The organism is Streptomyces sp. L2, from assembly GCF_004124325.1.
Classification (GTDB): Bacteria; Actinomycetota; Actinomycetes; order Streptomycetales; family Streptomycetaceae; genus Streptomyces.
Window position 1 is genome coordinate 3,947,340 of record NZ_QBDT01000001.1, and the last position, 20,170, is coordinate 3,967,509.

The 20,170-nt window shown below is 73.4% G+C and carries 15 protein-coding genes, 2 tRNA genes and 1 pseudogene; 11 read left to right on the forward strand and 7 right to left on the reverse strand.

What is annotated here, in order from left to right:
• Positions 1-9: 9 nt before the first annotated feature.
• A complete protein-coding gene (locus tag DBP14_RS17440; RefSeq protein ID WP_164992347.1) occupies positions 10-1,206 on the reverse strand; it encodes a CoA transferase in 1,197 nt (398 codons plus the stop codon).
• A gap of 109 nt (positions 1,207-1,315) precedes the next feature.
• Between DBP14_RS17440 and DBP14_RS17445 the strand changes: the two genes are divergently transcribed.
• Both DBP14_RS17445 and DBP14_RS17450 read left to right on the forward strand, forming a co-directional pair.
• Positions 1,316-1,960: a TetR/AcrR family transcriptional regulator gene (locus DBP14_RS17445; RefSeq protein ID WP_129308127.1), complete on the forward strand. Its 645-nt coding sequence runs from the start codon at positions 1,316-1,318 to the stop codon at positions 1,958-1,960.
• Entirely contained in the window at positions 1,957-2,619 is a 663-nt protein-coding gene (locus DBP14_RS17450; RefSeq protein ID WP_129308128.1) for a histone deacetylase, read from the forward strand. The genes DBP14_RS17445 and DBP14_RS17450 overlap by 4 nt, the downstream gene beginning before the upstream one ends.
• Positions 2,620-2,668: 49 nt before the next feature.
• Here the strand turns inward: DBP14_RS17450 and DBP14_RS17455 are convergent.
• Positions 2,669-3,603 (reverse strand): annotated as a pseudogene (locus tag DBP14_RS17455) (bifunctional DNA primase/polymerase).
• A gap of 377 nt (positions 3,604-3,980) precedes the next feature.
• Here DBP14_RS17455 and DBP14_RS17460 point away from each other — a divergent pair.
• The 6 genes from DBP14_RS17460 (at position 3,981) to DBP14_RS17485 (ending at position 9,695) form a co-directional block, all read left to right on the forward strand.
• Complete coding sequence (locus DBP14_RS17460; RefSeq protein WP_129308129.1) at positions 3,981-4,292, forward strand: hypothetical protein; 312 nt, start codon at positions 3,981-3,983, stop codon at positions 4,290-4,292.
• A gap of 173 nt (positions 4,293-4,465) precedes the next feature.
• Positions 4,466-5,506, forward strand: a complete 1,041-nt coding sequence (locus DBP14_RS17465) for a bifunctional MaoC family dehydratase N-terminal/OB-fold nucleic acid binding domain-containing protein (RefSeq protein WP_241740951.1) — start codon at positions 4,466-4,468, stop codon at positions 5,504-5,506.
• 68 nt (positions 5,507-5,574) lie between these two features.
• Positions 5,575-6,006, forward strand: a complete 432-nt coding sequence (locus DBP14_RS17470) for a MaoC/PaaZ C-terminal domain-containing protein (RefSeq protein ID WP_129308130.1) — start codon at positions 5,575-5,577, stop codon at positions 6,004-6,006.
• The gene (locus tag DBP14_RS17475; protein ID WP_129308131.1) at positions 6,003-7,172 is read left to right on the forward strand and encodes a lipid-transfer protein; all 1,170 of its coding nucleotides are present in this window, start codon (positions 6,003-6,005) and stop codon (positions 7,170-7,172) included. Before DBP14_RS17470 ends, DBP14_RS17475 begins: the two co-directional genes overlap by 4 nt.
• 166 nt (positions 7,173-7,338) lie before the next feature.
• Complete coding sequence (locus DBP14_RS17480; protein ID WP_129308132.1) at positions 7,339-7,899, forward strand: SigE family RNA polymerase sigma factor; 561 nt, start codon at positions 7,339-7,341, stop codon at positions 7,897-7,899.
• Positions 7,900-8,018: 119 nt separating this feature from the next.
• Positions 8,019-9,695 (forward strand): long-chain fatty acid--CoA ligase, encoded by a 1,677-nt coding sequence (locus DBP14_RS17485; protein ID WP_241740952.1) that lies wholly within the window; start codon positions 8,019-8,021, stop codon positions 9,693-9,695.
• Positions 9,696-10,578: 883 nt separating this feature from the next.
• Here the strand turns inward: DBP14_RS17485 and DBP14_RS17490 are convergent.
• The gene (locus DBP14_RS17490; RefSeq protein ID WP_129308133.1) at positions 10,579-11,853 is read right to left on the reverse strand and encodes an MFS transporter; all 1,275 of its coding nucleotides are present in this window, start codon (positions 11,851-11,853) and stop codon (positions 10,579-10,581) included.
• A 127-nt stretch (positions 11,854-11,980) separates the two neighbouring features.
• Between DBP14_RS17490 and DBP14_RS17495 the strand changes: the two genes are divergently transcribed.
• On the forward strand, positions 11,981-12,562 hold the full coding sequence (locus DBP14_RS17495; RefSeq protein ID WP_129308134.1) for a TetR family transcriptional regulator: 582 nt from the start codon (positions 11,981-11,983) through the stop codon (positions 12,560-12,562).
• A 27-nt stretch (positions 12,563-12,589) separates the two neighbouring features.
• Here DBP14_RS17495 and DBP14_RS17500 read toward each other — a convergent pair whose 3' ends face one another.
• Both DBP14_RS17500 and DBP14_RS17505 read right to left on the reverse strand, forming a co-directional pair.
• Positions 12,590-17,020, reverse strand: coding sequence for a PAS domain-containing protein (locus DBP14_RS17500; protein WP_129308135.1), 4,431 nt, complete (start codon positions 17,018-17,020; stop codon positions 12,590-12,592).
• A gap of 220 nt (positions 17,021-17,240) precedes the next feature.
• Positions 17,241-17,759: an SSI family serine proteinase inhibitor gene (locus DBP14_RS17505; protein WP_129308136.1), complete on the reverse strand. Its 519-nt coding sequence runs from the start codon at positions 17,757-17,759 to the stop codon at positions 17,241-17,243.
• A 304-nt stretch (positions 17,760-18,063) separates the two neighbouring features.
• Between DBP14_RS17505 and DBP14_RS17510 the strand changes: the two genes are divergently transcribed.
• Positions 18,064-18,157, forward strand: a tRNA-Ser gene (locus tag DBP14_RS17510).
• A 163-nt stretch (positions 18,158-18,320) separates the two neighbouring features.
• Positions 18,321-18,393: transfer RNA gene (locus DBP14_RS17515), tRNA-Arg, on the forward strand.
• Positions 18,394-18,580: 187 nt separating this feature from the next.
• Here DBP14_RS17515 and DBP14_RS17520 read toward each other — a convergent pair.
• The gene (locus DBP14_RS17520) at positions 18,581-19,417 is read right to left on the reverse strand and encodes a protein kinase (RefSeq protein ID WP_129308137.1); all 837 of its coding nucleotides are present in this window, start codon (positions 19,415-19,417) and stop codon (positions 18,581-18,583) included.
• Positions 19,418-19,487: 70 nt separating this feature from the next.
• Positions 19,488-19,931 carry a hypothetical protein gene (locus DBP14_RS17525; RefSeq protein ID WP_129308138.1) on the reverse strand — a complete coding sequence of 148 codons (444 nt, stop codon included), beginning with the start codon at positions 19,929-19,931 and terminating at the stop codon, positions 19,488-19,490.
• Between the last annotated feature and the right edge of the window lie 239 nt (positions 19,932-20,170).

Consider the following 20,170-nt stretch of genomic DNA (forward strand, 5'->3'; position numbering starts at 1 on the left):
GCCCGGTGATCAGATGACGTCGTCGCGGCGCAGCACGCCGAGGTCGGCGTCGGTGAGTCCGGCAAGGTCCCGCAGGACTTCGTCGGTGTGGGCGCCGAGCCGCGGACCGAGTGAGCGGATCCGCCCGGGGGTGGCGCTCAGCCTCGGCATCGGAGCGGCCATGGTGACCCGGCCGTGCTCGGGGTCGTCGACCTCCACGACGGTGCCGCGCTCCCGGTAGTGCGGGTCGGCCGCGATGTCGGCGATGGTCATGACCGGTGCCGCCGGGATGTCGGCGGAGCGGCACAGCCGCACCACCTCGTCGGCCCTCTCGCCGGCGACCCAGTCGCGGATGATCGCGTACAGCGGTTCGGCGTTGCGGAACCGGGCGTGCCTGGTGGCGAAGCGCGGATCGGCGGCGAGTTCGGGCCGGCCGATCACCTGTGCGAGCCGGGCGAACAGCGGGTCGGTGCCGGCGTGCAGCGAGACGCGCCGGCCGTCCGCGGTGTCGAAGTCGCTGGCCGGGACAACGTACGGGTTGAGGTTGCCGCTGCGCTGGCGGACGCGGCCGGTCGCGCAGTGGTCGAGCAACGCGTCCTCGACCGCCCGGAACCCCGCTTCGTACAGGGCGAGGTCCACGACCTGGCCCGGGCCGCCGTGGACGTCCCGGTGGTAGAGCGCCGTCATCGCGGCGAACGCGGACAGATAGGCGCCCATGTAGTCGATCACCGCGTAACCGGAGCGGACCGGGGGCCGGTCCGGCTCGCCCGTGACGTCGGTGAGCCCGGCGAAGGCGCTGGCGATCCGGTCGAAGGCGCCCTGGTCCCGGTAGGGGCCGGTGAGGCCGTAGCCGGTGAGGTAGACCAGCACCGCGCGCGGGTTGATCCGCTGCAGGGTCTCGGGGTCCAGCCCCCACTTCTCCAGTGTCGGCGGCCGGTAGTTGGCGATCACCACGTCGAAGTGCGGAACGAGCGTGTGCAGCAGTTCCTGTCCGCGCGTGCTGCGCAGGTCCAGCGTCACCGACTTCTTGTTCCGGCCCTCCTGCAGCCACTGCAGCGAGCGGCCCCCGGGGCGTTCGGCCCGGCCCCGGGTGAAGTCGCCGCGTCCCGGCTCCTCGATCTTGACCACCTCGGCGCCGAAGTCACCGAGGAACGTCGCCGTGACCGGTGCGGCCAGCACCGTGGCCACATCCAGTACCCGCACTCCCCGCAGGGGCAGCTCGGCCATGGGATCACCTACCAACATTCCGTTAACAACGTTTCGTTAATAACGGAACGTATAGAATGGTGCTCGGGGACAGCAAGCCCCTACTTGTCGGTAATTTAGGAGGGTCACGGTGACCGAGCAGCCCACCGACCAGGCCGCCCCGCGGACCCGGCGGCGCCGGCGCACCCGGGAGGAGACCCAGGCCGACCTGCTCGACGCGGCCGTGCGTCTGTTGCGCCGGGACGGTGTCCTGGCCGGCATCAACCTCCGTGAAGTCGCTCAGGAGGCAGGCGTCAACCACGGGCAGATCTACCAGTACTTCGGCACCCGGCAGGCTCTGCTGCGGGCCGCCATCGCCCGGCTCATCGAGGCCGACCGGCCCGACCAGGCGCCCCACTGGGAGCAGCCCTTCACCGACCGCCGCCGCACCATGTGGAACTGGGCGCTCACCCAGCCCGACCTCGTCCGGCTCCGCGCCCTGCTCGCCCTCGACGACGACCCCGAACTCAGTCTGTTCCCTTCCCTGGAGAACACCAGGGCGGCCCTGGAACGCGACCGTCGGTCCGGCGCCCTGCCGCCCGACGCCGACGGCGAGGTGGCCCACGCCATGACAGCCGTCACGTATCTCGGCTACTGCATCTTCCGCCACGCGATCGCACGGGACCTCGGCATCCCGGCGGATGAACTTGACCGGCGCGCGGCCGACGTCTTCGATCGCATGCTGGGCGGCCTGGCCGCAGGGCCCGGTGCGGACACCGGCAGGGAGTCACGGTGAAGGCGTTGCGGAGGATCGAGCCGGAGTTGCCGGTCGATCTCAGTCCCGCGCGGGTCTGGTACACGGCGTACGGCTCGAACGCGCATCTGGAGCGGCTCGGGTGCTACATCCGGGGCGGGCGCCCGTCGGGGACGGCCAGGACGTATCCGGGGTGCCGGGATCCGCGGATGCCGAGCCGGTCGGTCGCGGTCGAGCTGGGCGGTGCCCTGTACTTCGCGACCGAGTCGCCCGTGTGGGGCGGGGGCAGGGCGTTCTACGACCCCCTGGCCGACGGACGCGTACTGGCGCGGGCCCATCTGGTGACCACCGGGCAGTTCTCGGACATCGCGGCCCAGGAGATGTACCGGGAGCCGGGCGCGGGCATCGACCTCGCCGAGGTGCTGACCCGGCGGACGGCGAGCCTCGGGGAGGGGCGCTACGAGACGCTGGTGTGCGCCGGGCAGGTGGAGGGGCTGCCGGTGCTGACCTTCACCGCGCCCTGGGGGATGCGGGACGTCCGGTGGAACCCTCCGTCCGCCGCGTATGTCCGGTACCTGGCGGACGGCCTGCTGTCGGCGGGGGTGTGGGACGTGGAAGCCGTCGCCTCGTACGTCGCCGCCTGCCCCGGCGCGGCCGGGCACTGGTCGGAGGAGGCGATCAGGGGTCTGCTGTCGGGCTGAGTCCCCCGTGTCCCGCCGTACGGGTCCCGTCATCCCGCACGCGGTCCTGTCATCCCGTACGCGGTCCTGTCATCCTCGCCGCCGAGGCGATGGTCGCCCGGGCCTCGCGTTCCGTGAGGCCCGTGGTGCGGGCCGCTTCGGTGAGGGGGCCGGCCAGGGCGGGGCCGAGCCCGTTCTCGTAGGCGCGGCAGGCTGCCCAGAAGAGGCGGGTGTTGCGCTGGCCCTCGTGCGCGGAGAGGACGAACTGGACCAGTCCGCGGCCGTGGTCGCCGGATGGCTGGTGCGCGGCCGGTGGTGTGGTGGGTGTGGCGCGGGGCGGGGGGACCAGCAGGCCTAGCAGGGCCGGTGGGCAGGCGGCGGGCGGCAGGTGGGCCGTGCCGGGGCGGTGGTGTAGACGCCGTGGTCGGTGCGTGAGCCGGGGCCGACGAGGTAGCCGCCGGCGCCCCTGATGTCGATGCCCGGCGCGAGGCGGCCGGCGGAGTTGGGGACGACGACCTCCGGCGGTCCCGTCAGCCACAGGTGGCGGCCGCCGCTCGGGGTGAGGACGACGACCGTCTCCGGGACGGTGAACAGGTGGCGGAGGGCCAGTTCGCGCAGGGCCGCCGTGGAGTCGGTGTCCGGTTTGGTGTCCAGGTCGACGCCGATGAGGTGGTGCGGGGGCAGGCCGCAGGCGATGCCGTAGCCGGTCGCCCAGGGTGCCGCGGCGAACAGGGCGCGGACGCGGGCCGGGTCGGTGGAGGCGTCGTACACCCCGTGGCCGAAGCGGCCGCACTCGCCGTGACAGGGGGCGGCGGGCGCGGCCGGCCTGGCTGGCGCCTCCGCCTCCGCCGATGCCTCCGCCGGTGCCCCCGCCGGTGCTCGGTGCGGGGAACGCAGGGCCGGCAGCTTCGTGCGGGACAGGGGGATGACGGCCAGGCCGCGTTCGGCGGCTGACAGGGCGTGTGCGAGGGCCAGCGTCGTGGCCTGCCGGTCGGTGGTGGCCATGGCTCCATGGTCGTACGTATGTTCGAAAAAAGGAAGGGCGGGCCGGTCGCGACGCGCCGGGGCGGCACGGGAGGGGTGGACAGGCGACAAAACGGTTCACCCCTTGCCGTGCCTGGAGGGACGGGTGTTCGTCCTGGGGCTTGAGGAGGGTGAAGGTGACGATGGGGGTTTATCGACTTGTCATCACGCTTGCGTGGGAATCATCCCTAACAGGGTGGTTCGCCGGGGATTCGGTGGGCAACTCTGGATGCGCGACGTCGTTCACGACAGCCCGGGCGGTCGGCCAACTGCCTTGGCGAAAGCCGTACTTCAGGTACTTCACGTACGTCACGTACTGCGGCCCCGGGTCGCAGAGTGCTCGGTTCTGGAGGAACACCATGGCAAGCATCCGTACCGCCCGCGTCATCGCCGCCGTCTCCGCTCTCCCGCTCGCGGCCGCCCTCTTCACCGGCGTCGCGGCGGCGGACAACGGCGCCCTCGCGGACGACGGATCGAACGCCGGCGCGAGTGTCGTCGGCAGCGGGGTCGGCCTCGACAACAACGGCAACTCGTCCACCACCCAACAGAACGCCGTCGGCTCCGGCGCCACGAACCAGTCCAACACCGCCCAGGTGAACGGGTCGGCGTTCACCGCCCTCCAGCAGGGCAACGACAACGTGGCCATCCACTTCACCCACCTGTGGTGGTGAGCCCCGCCTGAGGTTCCTCGTGGGGAGGGCCTCAGGGGCGGGTGTGCTTCAGGGTCATCACGCGTCTGCGCGGCGGTGCTTCGGCTCCGCCGCGCAGACGCGTTCGCGCCCATTCGCCACCTTGACACCTCCCTCTATCTGACGGACAGTCAGAAATCGTCGAGCGAGGGGCGGTGAGTGCGGTGGCGGCGACGGTGCCGGGGGAGCCGGACGCGCTGGGGGCGCGGCTCAAGTCGTACGAGGGGCGCGCGGCCGCCGTGACCGGAGTGGGCCTGGATCCCGTCAACGCCCCGATGATCCGGCACTGGTGCGAGGCGATGGGCGACACCAACCCGGCGTACACGGGACCGGACGCGATCGCCCCGCCCACCATGCTCCAGGCCTGGACGATGGGCGGCCTCGCGGGCCATCCGGGGCGCACCGGTGCCTACACCGAACTCCTCGCCCTCCTCGACGAGTCGGGCTGCACGTCCGTGGTGGCCACCGACTGCGAACAGGAGTACCTGCGGCCCCTGCGCCCCGGCGACCGGGTCACCTACGACGCGGTGATCGAGTCGGTGTCGGCCCGCAAGACGACGAAGCTGGGGACCGGGTATTTCGTCACCACGCGCACGGACGTCCGGGTGGCCGGCGAGGTCGTGGGCACGCACCGCTTCCGGATCCTCAAGTACGCCCCGCCGGGAGGCGGAATGCCGACGGCCACCCCTCAGGAGCCGGCAACCACCCGCAAGGAGCCGGCAGCCACCTTCCGGGAGCCGGCAGCCACCTTCCGGGAGCCGCCGGCCACCGGTTCGCAGGCTCCGCCCGCCCTCCGCCCCCGCCCCGTCGTCAACCGGGACAACGCCGGGTTCTGGGACGGCGTGGCCGCCGGCCGTCTGCTGATCCAGCGCTGCACGGCCTGCGGCACCCTCCGCCACCCGTGGCTGCCGGGCTGCAACGCGTGCGGCGGCCCGGACTGGGACACGGTCGAGGCGAGCGGTGAGGGCACGGTCTACTCGTACGTCGTCATGCACCACCCGCCCTTCCCGGCCTTCGACCCGCCGTACGCCGTCGGCCTGATCGAACTCGCGGAGGGCGTGCGGATGGTGAGCAACGTGGTCGGGGTGCCGTACGACAAGGTGCGCGTCGGGATGCCGGTGCGGCTCCAATTCCGGTCGTACGACGACGAACTGGTGCTGCCGGTGTTCCGCGCCGCCGAGGGGGCCGGGGTATGACGGCGGACCGAGGTGTGAGGGCAGGCCAAGGCATGACGAAGGGCCGAAGTGTGAGGGCAGGCCGCGGCATGAGGGCCGGCGAGGAATTGCCTCCGCTGGAGATCCCCGTCACCCGCACCCTGATCGTGGCCGGTGCCATCGCCTCCCGTGACTACCAGGACGTGCACCACGACGTCGAGCTGGCGCGGCAGAAGGGCTCCCCGGACATCTTCATGAACATCCTGACGACGAACGGCCTGGTCGGCCGCTACATCACCGATCACTTCGGCTCCACGGCGGTGCTGCGCAAGGTGGCCATCCGGCTGGGGGCGCCCAACCACCCCGGCGACACGATGGTGCTGACCGGCACGGTCGAGGAGGTCGACGGCGACACCGCGACGGTCCGGGTTACCGGTGCGAACCGCCTCGGCCACCACGTCACGGGCACGGTGACGGTCACCGTCCCGCCGGACGGCCTCCCCGCCGCGGGAGCCCCCGTCCCCTCCGGAGGCGAAGGATGAGCGTCCGGACCCGGGACCGCCTAGGCGGCCGTGCCGCCGTCGTCGGTATCGGCGCCACCGAGTTCTCCAAGGACTCCGGCCGCAGCGAGCTGCGGCTGGCGGTGGAGGCGGTGCGGGCGGCGCTCGACGACGCGGGCCTGACGCCCGCGGACGTGGACGGCCTGGTGACGTTCACGATGGACACCAGCCCGGAGATCACCGTGGCGCAGGCCTGCGGGATGGGCGAGCTGTCCTTCTTCTCGCGCGTGCACTACGGCGGGGGAGCGGCCTGCGCGACCGTCCAGCAGGCGGCGCTCGCCGTGGCGACGGGCGTGGCGGAGGTGGTCGTCTGCTACCGCGCGTTCAACGAGCGCTCCGGCCGGCGGTTCGGCGCGGGCGTGCGCCACCGGGAGCCGTCGGCGGAGGGCGCGGCGCTCGGCTGGGCGCTGCCGTTCGGGCTGCTCACCCCGGCCTCCTGGGTGGCGATGGCGGCCCAGCGCTACCTGCACGCATACGGCCTGACCCCGGAGGCGTTCGGGCACGTGGCCGTCGTGGACCGCCGGTACGCGGCGACCAACCCGGCCGCCTACTTCCACGGCCGTCCCATCACCCTCGACGAGCACGCCGCGTCCCGCTGGATCGTGGAGCCGCTGCGGCTGCTGGACTGCTGCCAGGAGACGGACGGCGGGCAGGCGGTCGTCGTCACCTCCCTGGAACGGGCCCGGGACCTGCCGCGCCCGCCCGCCGTGATCGCGGCGGCGGCGCAGGGCGCGGGCCGGGCGCAGGAGCAGATGACCAGCTTCTACCGGGACGACCTGACCGGCCTGCCCGAGATGGGCGTCGTGGCCCGCCAGCTGTGGCGCACCTCGGGGCTGGGCCCGGCCGACATCGACGTCGGCATCCTCTACGACCACTTCACGCCGTTCGTGCTCATGCAGCTGGAGGAGTTCGGGTTCTGCGGCAGGGGCGAGGCGGCGGACTTCGTGGCCGGGGGGCGGCTGCCGCTGAACACGCACGGGGGACAGCTCGGGGAGGCGTACCTGCACGGCATGAACGGCATCGCGGAGGCGGTACGGCAGCTGCGCGGCACGGCGGCGAACCAGGTGCCCGGGGCCGCCCGGACCCTGGTCACGGCCGGCACCGGAGTCCCCACCTCGGGCCTCGTCCTGACGGCGGACTCAAGCTGAGCCCCCGTGCGGTCTCAGGGTCCTCAGGGGCGAACCCTCAGACGGAGTGCACCCGTACTCCACCTACAGGAGGTGGAGCAGGCCCTACCCCTACAACCTGAGGCGGACTCGTCTTCGGGACCTGCGACCGATCCGCGCGAGGCCGCCCCGCTCCTAGCGTGGAGCCATGACCACACCCGTCTGCACCAGCGCCTCGGCCGCCGCCGCCGTACCGGCGAGGCAGACTCACACGTACCCCTCGTTCTCGTCCTACGTCAGGGCCCGGCAGCCGGTGCTGCTGCGCACCGCCCGGTCGCTGACCGCGAACCCGAGCGACGCCGAGGACCTGCTGCAGACCGCGCTCACGAAGACGTACGTGGCGTGGGAGCGCATCGAGGACCACCGGGCGCTCGACGGCTATGTGCGCCGCGCGCTGCTGAACACCCGGACCTCGCAGTGGCGCAAGCGCCGCGTCGACGAGTTCGCGTGCGACGAGCTGCCCGAGCCGGAGCCCGTGCCCGGCACCGGGGACCCGGCGGAGCGGCAGGCGCTGCACGACGCGATGTGGAGGGCGATCACCAAGCTGCCCGCACGCCAGCGGGCCATGGTCGTCCTGCGGTACTACGAGGATCTCAGCGAGGCCCAGACGGCCGAGGTGCTCGGCGTGTCGGTGGGCACGGTGAAGTCGGCGGTCTCCCGCGCCCTCGGCAAGCTGCGCGAGGACCCGGAACTGGGGCTCGTCCGCTGACGGCCCGGCCCCGGTACGCCTCGTTCGCCTCCGTACACGGGCCGAGTTTCCCTGCGGCTAGTGACATACCGCGTGGTATGTGCGCAGAATCAGCGCATCCCCCTACTACCGCGTAGGCCATGCCGCTCCGGGAGGACGCCGTGCTGAGCACCATGCAGGACGTACCGCTGACCGTCACCCGCCTCCTCGTGCACGGGGTGCAGGTGCACGGACGGTCTCAGATCATCACCTGGACCGGGGAGGACGAGCCGCAGCGGCGCAGTTTCGCCGAGGCCGGCACCCGCGCGGTACAGCTCGCCAACGCCCTCCGCGACGAACTCGGCGTCCGCGGCGACGACCGGGTCGCCACCCTCATGTGGAACAACGCCGAGCACGTCGAGGCGTACTTCGCGATCCCCGCCATGGGCGCCGTCCTGCACACGCTCAACCTGCGGCTGCCCGCCGAGCAGCTCGCGTGGATCGTCAACCACGCGGCCGACAAGGTGATCATCGTCAACGGCTCGCTCGTCCCGCTGCTCGCCCCGCTGCTGTCCAAGCTGCCGACGGTGGAGCACATCGTCGTCTCCGGCCCCGGCGACCGCACCCCGCTGGCCGGCGGCACCGCGCGCGTGCACGAGTACGAGGACCTGATCGCGGGCCGTCCCACCACCTACGACTGGCCCGAGATCGACGAACTCCGGGCCGCCGCCATGTGCTACACCTCCGGCACGACCGGCGACCCCAAGGGCGTGGTCTACAGCCACCGCTCGATCTACCTGCACTCCATGCAGCTCAACATGACCGAGTCGATGGGCCTGACCGACCAGGACGTCTCCCTCGTCGTGGTCCCGCAGTTCCACGTGAACGCCTGGGGCCTGCCGCACGCCGCCTTCATGACCGGCATCAACATGCTGATGCCGGACCGGTTCCTGCAGCCCGCCCCGCTCGCCGAGATGATCGAGCGGGTGCGCCCGACCCACGCCGCCGCCGTGCCCACCATCTGGCAGGGCCTGCTCGCCGAGCTGACCGCCCGCCCCCGCGAGGTCTCCTCCCTCGCCCAGGTGACCATCGGCGGCGCCGCCTGTCCGCCCTCCCTCATGGAGGCCTTCGACGGGCTCGGCATGCGGGTCTGCCACGCCTGGGGCATGACGGAGACCTCCCCGCTCGGCACGGTGGCGCGTCCGCCGGCCCACGCGGTCGGCACCGACGAGGAGTTCGGGTACCGCCTCACCCAGGGCCGCTTCCCGGCCGGCGTCGAGGCCCGCCTCACCGGCCCCGGCGGCGAACGGCTGCCCTGGGACGGCGAGTCGGCGGGCGAACTGGAGGTGCGCGGCCCCTGGATCGCGGGCGCCTACTACAACGGCCCCGACGCCGAACCCCTGCGCCCCGCCGACAAGTTCAGCGAGGACGGCTGGCTGAAGACCGGCGACGTCGGCATCATCTCCCCGGAGGGCTTCCTCACCCTCACCGACCGCGCCAAGGACGTCATCAAGTCCGGCGGCGAGTGGATCTCGTCGGTGGAGCTGGAGAACGCGCTGATGGCCCACCCGGACGTGGCCGAGGCCGCCGTGGTCGCCGTACCGGACGAGAAGTGGGGCGAGCGCCCGCTGGCCACGGTGGTCCTGCGCGAGGGCGCGAACTCCGACTTCCAGGCCCTGCGCGCCTTCCTCACCGAGGAGGGGCACATCGCCAGGTGGCAGCTCCCCGAGCGCTGGACGGTCATCGAGTCGGTGCCGAAGACGAGCGTCGGCAAGTTCGACAAGAAGGTGCTGCGCAGGCGGTACGCCGAGGGCACGCTGGACGTGACCCAGCTGTGAGGCGCCGGCTCCGGTGGTGAGGCCCCGGTCGCGGCGGTGAGGCCCCGGCTCCGGCCGTGAGGCCCCGCCTCCGGCGGTGAGGCACCCGCTCCGGCGGTGAGGTCCCGGTCCCGGGTGGTGAGGTCCCAGCCTCGGCTGTGAGTCCCGGGCCTCGGGGGTGAGCCCCGGCCCTCGGCGGTGAGGCCCTCGGCCCCAACAGGGAGGCCCCGGCCTCGGCGGTGAGGGTGGCCGGCCGACCGGCTCCCTTCATCGCCGTGCGGGCGCAGACGGCCATCACCGCCGTGCCTGGGCGGTGAGGCCCTCGGCCCCAACAGGGAGGCCCCGGCCTCGGCGGTGAGGGTGGCCGGCCGACCGGCTCCCTTCATCGCCGTGCGGGCGCAGACGGCCATCACCGCCGTGCCTGGGCGGTGAGGCCCTCGGCCCCAACAGGGAGGCCCCGGCCTCGGCGGTGAGGGTGGCCGGCCGACCGGCTCCCTTCATCGCCGTGCGGGCGCAGACGGCCATCACCGCCGTGCCTGGGCGGTGAGGCCCTCGGCCCCAACAGGGAGGCCCCGGCCTCGGCGGTGAGGGTGGCCGGCCGACCGGCTCCCCTCATCGCCGTACGGGCGCCGACGGCCATCACCGCCGTGCCTGGGCGGTGAGGCCCTCGGCCCCAACAGGGAGGCCCCGGCCTCGGCGGTGAGGGTGACCGGCCGACCCGCTCCCCCCCACCGCCGTACGGGCGCCGACGGCCGTGAGGCCCCGGCCCCGGCTGCGAGGCGCCGCCCCGGGCGGTGAGGTTCCGGCCCCGGCTGCGGAGCCCCGGCCCCGGCGGTGAGGGTGGCCGGCCGACCGGCTCCGCTCACCGCCGTACGGGCGCGACGGCCCTCACCGCCAGGGCTTCTTACCGCCCGGGTCGGGAAGAAGTCCCAGGCCGGGTGGCCGTGGTCAGACAGCCCGCCAGGAGCCAGGCTCCTGCCACCGTGCAGACGCCGGACCAGCCCCAGTGGGCGTAGGCCGGGCCGGTGAGGGCGGAGGCGAGGGCGCCGCCCGCGAAACTCGCCACTACGTAGGCGGTGTTGGCGGTGGCGGGCGCGGCGGTGGTGGTCAGGGCGAGCGTCTGATTGGCGACGTGGGAGGCGACCAGGGCCGCGTGGATCGCGACGGCGCCCGCGAACAGCGCGGCGAGCACGTGCCCGCCGAGCCAGAACAGCGGGACGCACACGGCGGCGAGGAGATAACCGGACCGGACGACCTTGGCGGCGCCGAACCGGTCCACCAGCCCGCCGGCCAGCGGGGCCACCGCGCTCGCCGCCAGCCCGAACAGGCCGAACAGTCCGGCCGTGGCGGTCGACAGTCCGTACTCCGGACCGGTCAGCAGCAGTGCGAGGGAGGTCCACAGGGCGCTCCAGGCGCCGTACATCCCGGCCTGCCGTACGCACGCCCGCCACAGGTCGGGCGAGCTGCGGACGACTCCGGGCAGCGAGGTGAGCCCGGCGAAGAGGCCGCCGGTGCGGCGCGGCCGGTCCTCCCGGGGCAGGGCCCGGGCGGTCGCGAGCCCCAGTACGGCCGTCAGCGCGGCCGCCCCGACGAACACCACACGCCAGCCGTACGCCTGCCCGGCGAGCCCGCCGAGCACCCGGGCGGCCACGATTCCGGTGAACAGTCCGGCGATGAGGGCGGCGACGTGGCGGGCCCGGCGGTCGGCGGGGGCGCGGGCCGCGACGAGCGGGACGAGCAACTGCGGTACGACGGTGGCGGCGGACGCCACCAGCACGGCGGCGGCGAGGACGGCGGTCCCGGTCGCGGCGGCCGCGGCGGCCAGCGCGGCCGCGGCGAGCAGCGAGAGACCGCCCACCAGGCGGCGCCGGTCGACGGTGTCGCCGAGCGGGGCGAAGAACAGCAGGCCGGCCGCGTAGCCGAACTGGGCGACGGAGGCGATCCAGGCCACGCCCGACGGCGTCCCGCCGAAGCTGTGCGCGATCAGAGGGAGCAGCGGGGCGGCGAGGTAGATGTTCGCGGCGGTGACGGCGGTGCAGACCGCGATGAGAGGGAGGAGGTAGGCGGGGGCCGCGGGCCGAGCGGTGGCGGTGGCGGCGGTGGGGGCCGTGGTGGTCGTGACGGCGGTGGTGGCCGTGGCGGCGGTGTTGGTGGCTGGGGCGCTGGTGGCTGACGGCATGAGTGGACGGACCCTTCGAGCCGGCTCGACTGACAACCAACTGGTTGGTTGGCGTGGGAACAGTCTGCGGCTGCCCGCATTCCGTGTCAACCAAACAGTTGGTTACCTGTGCCGCTACCCTGTCCCCATGGCAGCAGTGAGGGACCCCGAGGCCACCAGGGCCCGGATTTTCGAGGCAGCGGTCGCCGAGTTCGCCCAGCACGGCGTCGCCGGAGCCCGCATCGACCGCATCGCGGCCGCCGCCAAGGCCAACAAGCAGCTCATCTACGCCTACTTCGGCAACAAGGCCGAGCTGTTCAGCCAGGTCGTCGGCCGCTGCATGGTGGACCTCGCCGCCGCCGTCCCGGTCGACCCCGACGACATCGACGGCTGGGTCGACAGGCTGCTCGACTACCACGCCGCCCACCCCGAACTGCTCCGCCTGCTGTTCTGGGAGGGCATCGAGTACGGCACCGCCGAGCTGCCCGACGAACCCGTCCGGCAGGACCACTACGCCCGCAAGGTCGCCGCGATCGCCGACGGCCAGGCCACGGGCGTGGTCACCGACGCGTTCCCGCCCGGCGACCTGGTCTTCCTGCTGATCGCGCTCGTCAACTGGTCGATCGTCGTCCCGCAGATGCGGCGCATCCTGACGGGCGACGAGGACACCGACCGCGCCCGGCTGCGGGCCTCGATCAAGGAAGCGGCCCGCAGGCTGACGGCACGGTAGGGACGGCCGCGGATACTGCTTGGCGCGTCAGTTGGTGCCGACGCGGGCCAGCAGGTCGACGATGCGGTCCTGCACCTCCGGGCTGGTGGAGCGTTCGGCGAGGAACAGCACCGTCTCGCCCGAGGCCAGCCGGGGCAGATCGGCCTGGTCGACGGCGGCCGTGTAGACGACCAGCGGGGTGCGGTTGAGCTGCCCGTTCGCCCGCAGCCAGTCCAGGATCCCAGCCTGCCGGCGGTGTACGCGCATCAGGTCCATCACGACCAGGTTCGGGCGGAACTGCCCCGCCAGCGTCACCGCGTCGTTGTCGTTCGCGGCCCGCGCCACCTGCATGCCGCGCCGCTCCAGCGTGGACGTCAGCGCCAGCGCGATCTCCGCGTGCTCCTCGATGAGCAGGACGCGCGGCGGGTGCTGCTCGCTGTCGCGCGGCGCCAGCGCCTTCAGCAGGACGGCGGGATCGGCGCCGTACGCCGCCTCGCGCGTCGCCTGCCCCAGCCCGGCCGTGACCAGCACCGGCACCTCGGCCGCGACCGCGGCCTGCCGCAGGGACTGCAGCGCGGTGCGGGTGATCGGCCCGGTCAGCGGGTCGACGAACAGCGCGGCGGGGAAGGCCGCGATCTGCGCGTCCACCTCCTCGCGCGAGTGCACGATGACGGGCCGGTAGCCGCGGTCGCTCAGCGCCTGCTGCGTCGTGACGTCGGGCGCCGGCCAGACGAGCAGCCGGCGCGGGTTGTCCAGCGGCTCCGGGGGCAGCTCGTCGTCCATCGGCTGCGGACGCGGGGTGTCCGCGACCTCCACCGCGCCCCCGGGACCGTCCAGCGGTTCGGGTCCCTCGGCGGCGTCGGCGTCCGGTGCGCCTATGGCGTACGACCGTCCGGCCCCCTCGGTGACGGGCGCCAGGCGCGACTGCCCGGCGAGGGACGCCTGCGCGGCGGCCTGCGCGGGCGGTGCCGGGCGGGCCGCGGCCTGCTCGCCCTGTGCCTGTTCCTGGGGTTCGGGTCGGGCGGCCGGGTCGGGCGGCGTGCCCAGTTTGCGGCGGCGCCCGGAGCCACCGGGGGCGTGCGGGGGCGGTGTCGCGGTCGGCAACTGGACCTGGGCCGCCTGCCGGGAGAACGGCACGCCCTGCCCGAGCGTACGGACGCTGATCGCGCGGCCCTGCGTCGAGTTGGGGTCGGCGGCGGTGGTCGTGCCGGTGCCGGTGGTCGTGCCGTCGGCGGGCGAGGGCTGTCCGGCGGGCGGTCGCGCGGTGGCGTGCTCCGGCGGGAGCGGGGTGCCTCCGGGGGTGCCGGTACCGGTGCCGGCGGCTGGGGTGGAGCCGGCCGGCGGCGCCGCCTGCCCGGCCTCGGCGGGGAGGGACTGGGCGGCGGGGGTTCCGGCGGCGGGGGTGGGGTGGCCGGGGGGCGCCTGAGCGGGGATCGGCTGGGCCGGCGGGAGGGCCTGGCCGTTGGTGCCTTGTGCTTGTGCCTGTGCCTGTGCCGGCGTCAGGGGCGCCGACTGGACGGGGATGCCCTGCGCGGCCGTACCGCGCGCCGGGGTGCCCTGGCCCGGGGCGGCCGGACCGGGGGTGGGCGCACCCGTCGCGGCCGGAGCCGGCTGGGCCACGGCCCGACGGCGCCTGCCCGTCGGCGCGCTGGTGGGATGCGGTTGCGGCGGGGTGTGATCGGCGGACTGGTCCAGCGGTACGGCGTCGTGCCGGGCGGCGTCACCAGAAACTGGAGCGGAAGCAGGACCGGAAGCAGGAGCGGAAGCAGGACCGGAAGCGGACACCCCGGCCCCGAAGGGTCCCGCTGGTGCCTGCGCCTGACCGGGCAGCTGCACCTGGCCGGGCACCGGCGCGTGGCCGTGGGCCTGCACCTGGCCGGGCACCGGCGCGTGACCGTGCGCCTGCGCCTGCCCCGGCACCAGCGGCTGGGCCGCCGTAGCCTGCGTCTGCTGCCCGGGGACGGCGGCCGTACCCGCCCCGGAGACCGGAGCCGCGCCCGGAGCGAGAGCGACCGCGCCGGGCCCCTGGGCGACGGCCGGCGCCGCTGCCGAGGACACGGACTGGGGTGAACGGTCGGCCTCGGCGGGGGGCAGGGCGAAGACCGTACGGGCCCCGGATTCGGCGCCTTGGCCCGCGCCCGCGCCCGCCTCCTGTGCGGCGGCACGTTCCGCCGCGGCGGCCAGCGCGCGCCGGCGCCGGCCGGTCGGCTGGGCGCCCTCCGCCGGACCGGGCTCGGCACCCGAGCCCGGAGTCTGCTCGGCACCCGTACCCCCGGGGGCCGCGGGCAGGGCGGGCGGCAGGGCGGCCTGGGGCGCGCCCGAGCCGTGCCGGGCGCGGCGCCCGTTCGGGACGGGGACGCCCTGCGGCGGTACGGCGGCCCCGAGCCCCGTGCCCACCGCGGCGGCACCGGCCGCGTACTCGGCCGCCGTCACCACGGCACCCTCGGCCACGGCGTCGCCACCTGGGGAGCCGCCGTCGCCACTCTCGATCTCGGCAGTGTGCCCCCGCCGCCGTCCGGTGCCACTGGAAGGACCGCCCTCGGCACTCTCGTCGGCCACAGGGGCGCCCTGCTCACCGGCCGCGGCCGCGGCCTCGGCCACACGCCGCCGCCGTCGCCCGGTCGGTGCGGGCGCGTCCGCGCCGGCCCCCGGCTCACCGGAACCGCCGGCGGCACCCTCGATCTCCAGGAAGGCGTCCGTGGAGGCCCGCCGGGCCCGCCGCCGCCCCCCGGAAACGGAACCAGCACCGGAGCCGGACGTGTGGTCGTCGGGAGCCGCGCCGGTGTCCCCGGACGACGGCTGCCCGGCGACCGCGCCTGCTCCGCCGCCGATCGGCACCTCCAGGACGTACGCGCTGCCGCTCATGCCGGGCACCTCGTGCGTCTGCAGGACACCGCCGTGGGCGCGCACGATCCCGCGCACGATCGGTTCGTGCACCGGGTCTCCGCCGGCGTACGGCCCGCGCACCTCGATGCGTACGACCTCGCCGCGCTGCGCCGCCGCGACGACCACGGTGTTGTCCATGTAACCGCCCGTCGACACGGGCGCGTTGCCGGTCGCGTCGACGCCCGCGACGTCGGCGACGAGGTGCGCGAGCGCGGTCGCGAGCCGCCCGGGGTCGACCTCGGCCTCGATGGGCGGCGCGTGCACGGCGAACTGGATCCGGCCGGGCCCGATCAGCTCGACGGCCCCGTCGACACCGGCGGTGACGACGGCGTCCAGCATCACCTTCGTACGGGTGATGTCCTCGGCGCCGGTGTCGAGCCGCTGGTAGCCGAGGACGTTGTCGATGAGGGTGGTGATGCGGGAGTAGCCTGCCGAGAGGTGGTGCAGCACCTGGTTGGCCTCGGGCCACAGCTGCCCGGCGTCGTCGGCGGCGAGGGCCGCCAGTTCGCGGCGCAGCTCGTCCAGCGGGCCCCGCAGCGACTGCCCGAGCAGGGTCAGCAGCTGCTCGTGCCGCCCGGCGAGGGCCTCGTACCGGTCCTTCTCCCGCTCGCCGAGCGCGGCGTACCGCTCCTCGCCGGCGGCCAGCTCCTCCTCGTGCTTCTCGCGCAGCTCCTCGGTCTCGGTGACGTGCTCCTGGCGCAGCGCGGTGAGGTCGGCGGCGTGCTCCTCGGAGAGCCGCTCCAGTTCCTCGGCGTGCGCCCGCTCCAGGGCGGCCTTCTCCTCGGCGAGGCTGTCGTACGGCCGCCGGTCGGTGAAGGTCATCACGGCGCCGACGAGCTGGTCGCCGTCCCGCACGGGCGCGGTGGTCAGGTCGACGGAGACCTTCTCGCCGCCCTTGGACCACAGCACCTGCCCGCGCACCCGGTGCTTGCGCCCCGAGCGCAGGGTGTCGGCGAGGGGCGACTCCTCGTACGGGAACGGGGTGCCGTCGGCGCGGGAGTGCAGCACGAGGGCGTGCAGCTCCTTGCCGCCCAGCTCGCCGGCCCGGTAGCCCAGTATCTGGGCGGCGGCCGGGTTGACGAGCACGACCTGACCGTCGGTGTCCGTTCCTACGACACCCTCGGCGGCGGCCCGCAGGATCATCTCGGTCTGCCGCTGCGAACGGGCCAGCTCGGCCTCGGTGTCGACGGTGCCGGAGAGGTCGCGGACGACGAGCATCAGCAGCTCGTCGCCGGTGTAGCCGTAACCGTCGTACGCCTGCTGGCCGTTCTCCAGATTCGCGCTTGTGACCTCGACCGGGAACTCGGCACCGTCGGTGCGCCGGGCGATCATCCGGGTCGGCTTGGTCCGGCCGCGCGGGTCCATGTGGTCGGGCAGCCGCATGGAGCCGGGGATCAGCTTGGAGTCGAACTGGGGCAGCAGATCGAGCAGCCCGCGCCCGACGAGGGCCGTGCCGGGTGCCTCGAAGGCCTCCAGGGCGATGGTGTTGGCGTTGACGACGGTGCCGTTGGCGTTGACCAGGACCAACGCGTCGGGCAGCGCGTCGAGTATGGCTGCGAGGCGAGCAGCGCCTCGGGATGGCCTGCTGCTCACGAGACGCTTCCTCCCTGTTACCGCACCTTGCCGACCGCTCGGGCCATCTTGCCAACCTGCCCGCGGCGTGTCACGCGAGGGAGTCTAAGGGCTCGGGTTGCGCTCGCGACGCCGGATGAGAGGGAGGTCGCACGAGGAAGTGAAGGCGAACATGTGACCGTATGGTCGACATCGCCCCACCACCCACCCGGCCCGGCCCGGTTCCGGCCTGCCCGGCGCCCTACTTCTGGTACTCCCCGCCGTTCGCCTTCCCCGTCGTCGTCATCGCGGGCAGCAGCGGCACCATCCGGTCCCAGCGCCCGATCTCGCAGCCGTTGCTGCGGTCGTAGACGGTGTCGACGGGCCGTCCGGCCCAGGTGCCGGTGACGTGGGCGGTGGCCGGGCCGCCGTAGATCATGGTGCAGGTGCTGCCCGGGGCCACCGGGGCGAAGGTGTCCCGCCCCCACCGGGTCTTCCCGTCCAGCATCCGGCAGGCCCCGGCCGGGTCCGGGTGGCGCCCGCCGCCGGGATGACAGGACAGCTCGTACGACCCGTCCCGCCCGGGCCCGGCATGCCGGACGACGACGGTGAGCCGGTCACCGCTGCCGTGCCGCGGCGGCCGGTGAAGCCCGGCGGCCCCGGACGGGGAGGAAGCGGCGGCAGCGCTGGAGCCGACCCCGGCGAGGGGCACGGCGGCGACGGCGGCGGCGAGAACCGGACCCAGGACCCGGCCCCGCGCGATCGAGATGACGAACACCATGCCCTGCCCAACGCCCGAGGCGCCGGGACGTTGCGCCCACGCCGCTCGCGTTCGGCCGCCCGAGGCCGATCACCGCCGCCCGCGGCCGATCCAGTCACTCGCAGCGCTCGCAGCGCTCGCAGCGCTCGCAGCCGATCACGGCCGATGAACAGGCACCCTCCGCTCCCCCCGCCCCGCCGCACCGGGGAACGCCTTTGCCCTGCGGCCCGACTGCCTAGTACCGTGGGGGGCGATTGGTGGCACCCCGCTCGACTGTGTCATCATCTGCACGCACCACTCGCGCGCTCGCGTGAGCGGTTGTGCTGGAGGCGTCGCCTAGTCCGGTCTATGGCGCCGCACTGCTAATGCGGTTTGGGGCTTACCCCCCATCGAGGGTTCAAATCCCTCCGCCTCCGCCACCACTCGAAACCCCGGCCCTCACCGCCGGGGTTTCGTCGTTTCCGCAGGTCACAAGGGGTGCGCGGAACGGATTTCACATGGCGGCGGCAGTCATGTAATGTTCTTCCTGTCGCCGCGAGCGGGCCGCAAGGACCGGGGCCGGAGACAAAAACAAAAGAACAAGCACTCGTAGCTTAACGGATAGAGCATCTGACTACGGATCAGAAGGTTGCAGGTTCGAATCCTGCCGAGTGCACAGCAGACCAGAGGCCCTGTGGAGTGATCCACAGGGCCTCTGGCTTTTGCCTTGACGGCAGTGTTTGACGGCTGGAGTCGGGGCCGATCAGACGGCTACGAGATGCCGGCCGCGCCGTCATCATCGTCCGGATCGTTGCCGCTCCCCCTCAGCGCGTCGCCGACGCGATCGAGGCAGAGCGCTGGCCTCAGCTCAGGGCCTTACCCACCTCCAAGATTGTGGGTCTGTCTTCGGGCGCCGGGCTGAGCATGGCGTCGATCAGTTCGCCCAGCTCGCCATGCACCTTCACAGGCCGGCGCTTGCCACTCGCGACGGCTTGTCTCTGCTCGGGGCGCGGTGCGTCGTCCGGGTACTCGACGGCCCGCCAGCCCGTGGCGGAAATGAGCAGGGACGCGCCGAGCGCATAGATGTCCGCTTCTTGCGTAGGCTGCGCCTCTCCGGTCGCAAGCACGCTGCGCGCGATCTCCGGCGCCTCGTAGTGGACGAGGCAGCCGCGGAACGGAAAGTCGTATCCCTCGGGGACGTGTCCGCCGCGCGCCAATGCCAGGTCGATGAGGTACGTGCGATCCGGGCCGATGATGAAGTGCGCGGGCTGCACGTCGCCGTGGGCCCAGCCGTTGCCATGTAGCTCGGCCAGCGCCTCTACACAGCCGAGGACCGCGCTGGTATGAGGTTCCGTACGAGAGTCCGGCTCACGGCAGGGCTTCCACAGCTCGTACAGGTCGGACCCTTCGTGCCACGGCTGGAAGTTCCAGGTGCCCAGCTCCCATTCGCCGTACGCGAAGTCATCGAGGCCGAGTCGGTACAGCACGGCCCCTTCGCGCGCGGGGGCGAGTGCCGTCCAGGGCTGTGCGGGCCAGTCGGCCGTGGCCTCGATCGGGTAACCGACCTTCACGGCGTACCGCCCCCGAGGGCTCTCGACCTCCCAGACCATCGAGCCCCGACGATTGACGACCAGGCGCTGATTCTTGGGCATCAGTGCGTCGAGCACGACGATCGGCAGTTCAGGGAGTATCCCGGACAACGTCTGTTCTCCTTCCGGGCGGCGCGGCCGACCCCGCATCGAGGCCGGCCGCGTCGCTGGTGTCGTGTCGCTACGCCTGACCGTACGGACGGCCGCAGTCCGCGTCGCACTGCGCGAGGTTGGTGCCGTCCACGGTCCAGAGGTCGTCGAAGACCATGAACCTGGCCGCCTTCATCGCGTGTGCGGACGCGGCGACCTTCTTCGGGTCACGGGGCCCTCCGCCCGGCATGGGATTGTGGTGGAGGAAGCGGCCCGCGTACCGGTCGCAGAGCGCGGCGTACTCCTTCGTGTGCAGGATGAGTGCGTGCAGACCGAGGTCCACGTCGTCGGACGGGACCATGGGGACGGTCGCGGTCGCGGCGGTGACCACGAAGGCCACCGCCTGGTCCGCGATCCGCTCGGCCCGTTCGCGGGACTGCCCGTCGTGAACGATCACGAAGTGGGTGAGGCTGTCGAACAGCTCCTCACCAGCCACCGCGCGACCGGTCTTCTGATCGTTGGCCGTTGCCGTCATGCGAATACTCCTTGAGGGTCGTTGTGTTCTGGCACTTGCGCCCGCATCGGTCGCCGAGGCACGGCCTATGACGACCGGGGGATGGAAGGCCGACCCCGAACGGGGAAGGGGGAGCCAGGGAAGGTGGAACCCCGTTCGGGGCGGCCGGTCTACTGGCTGGTGCCGAGGGCCATGCCGATCACCAGGCCACACGATCCGCTGATCATGATGATGAACAGGAGCCCGGCATACCGACCGAT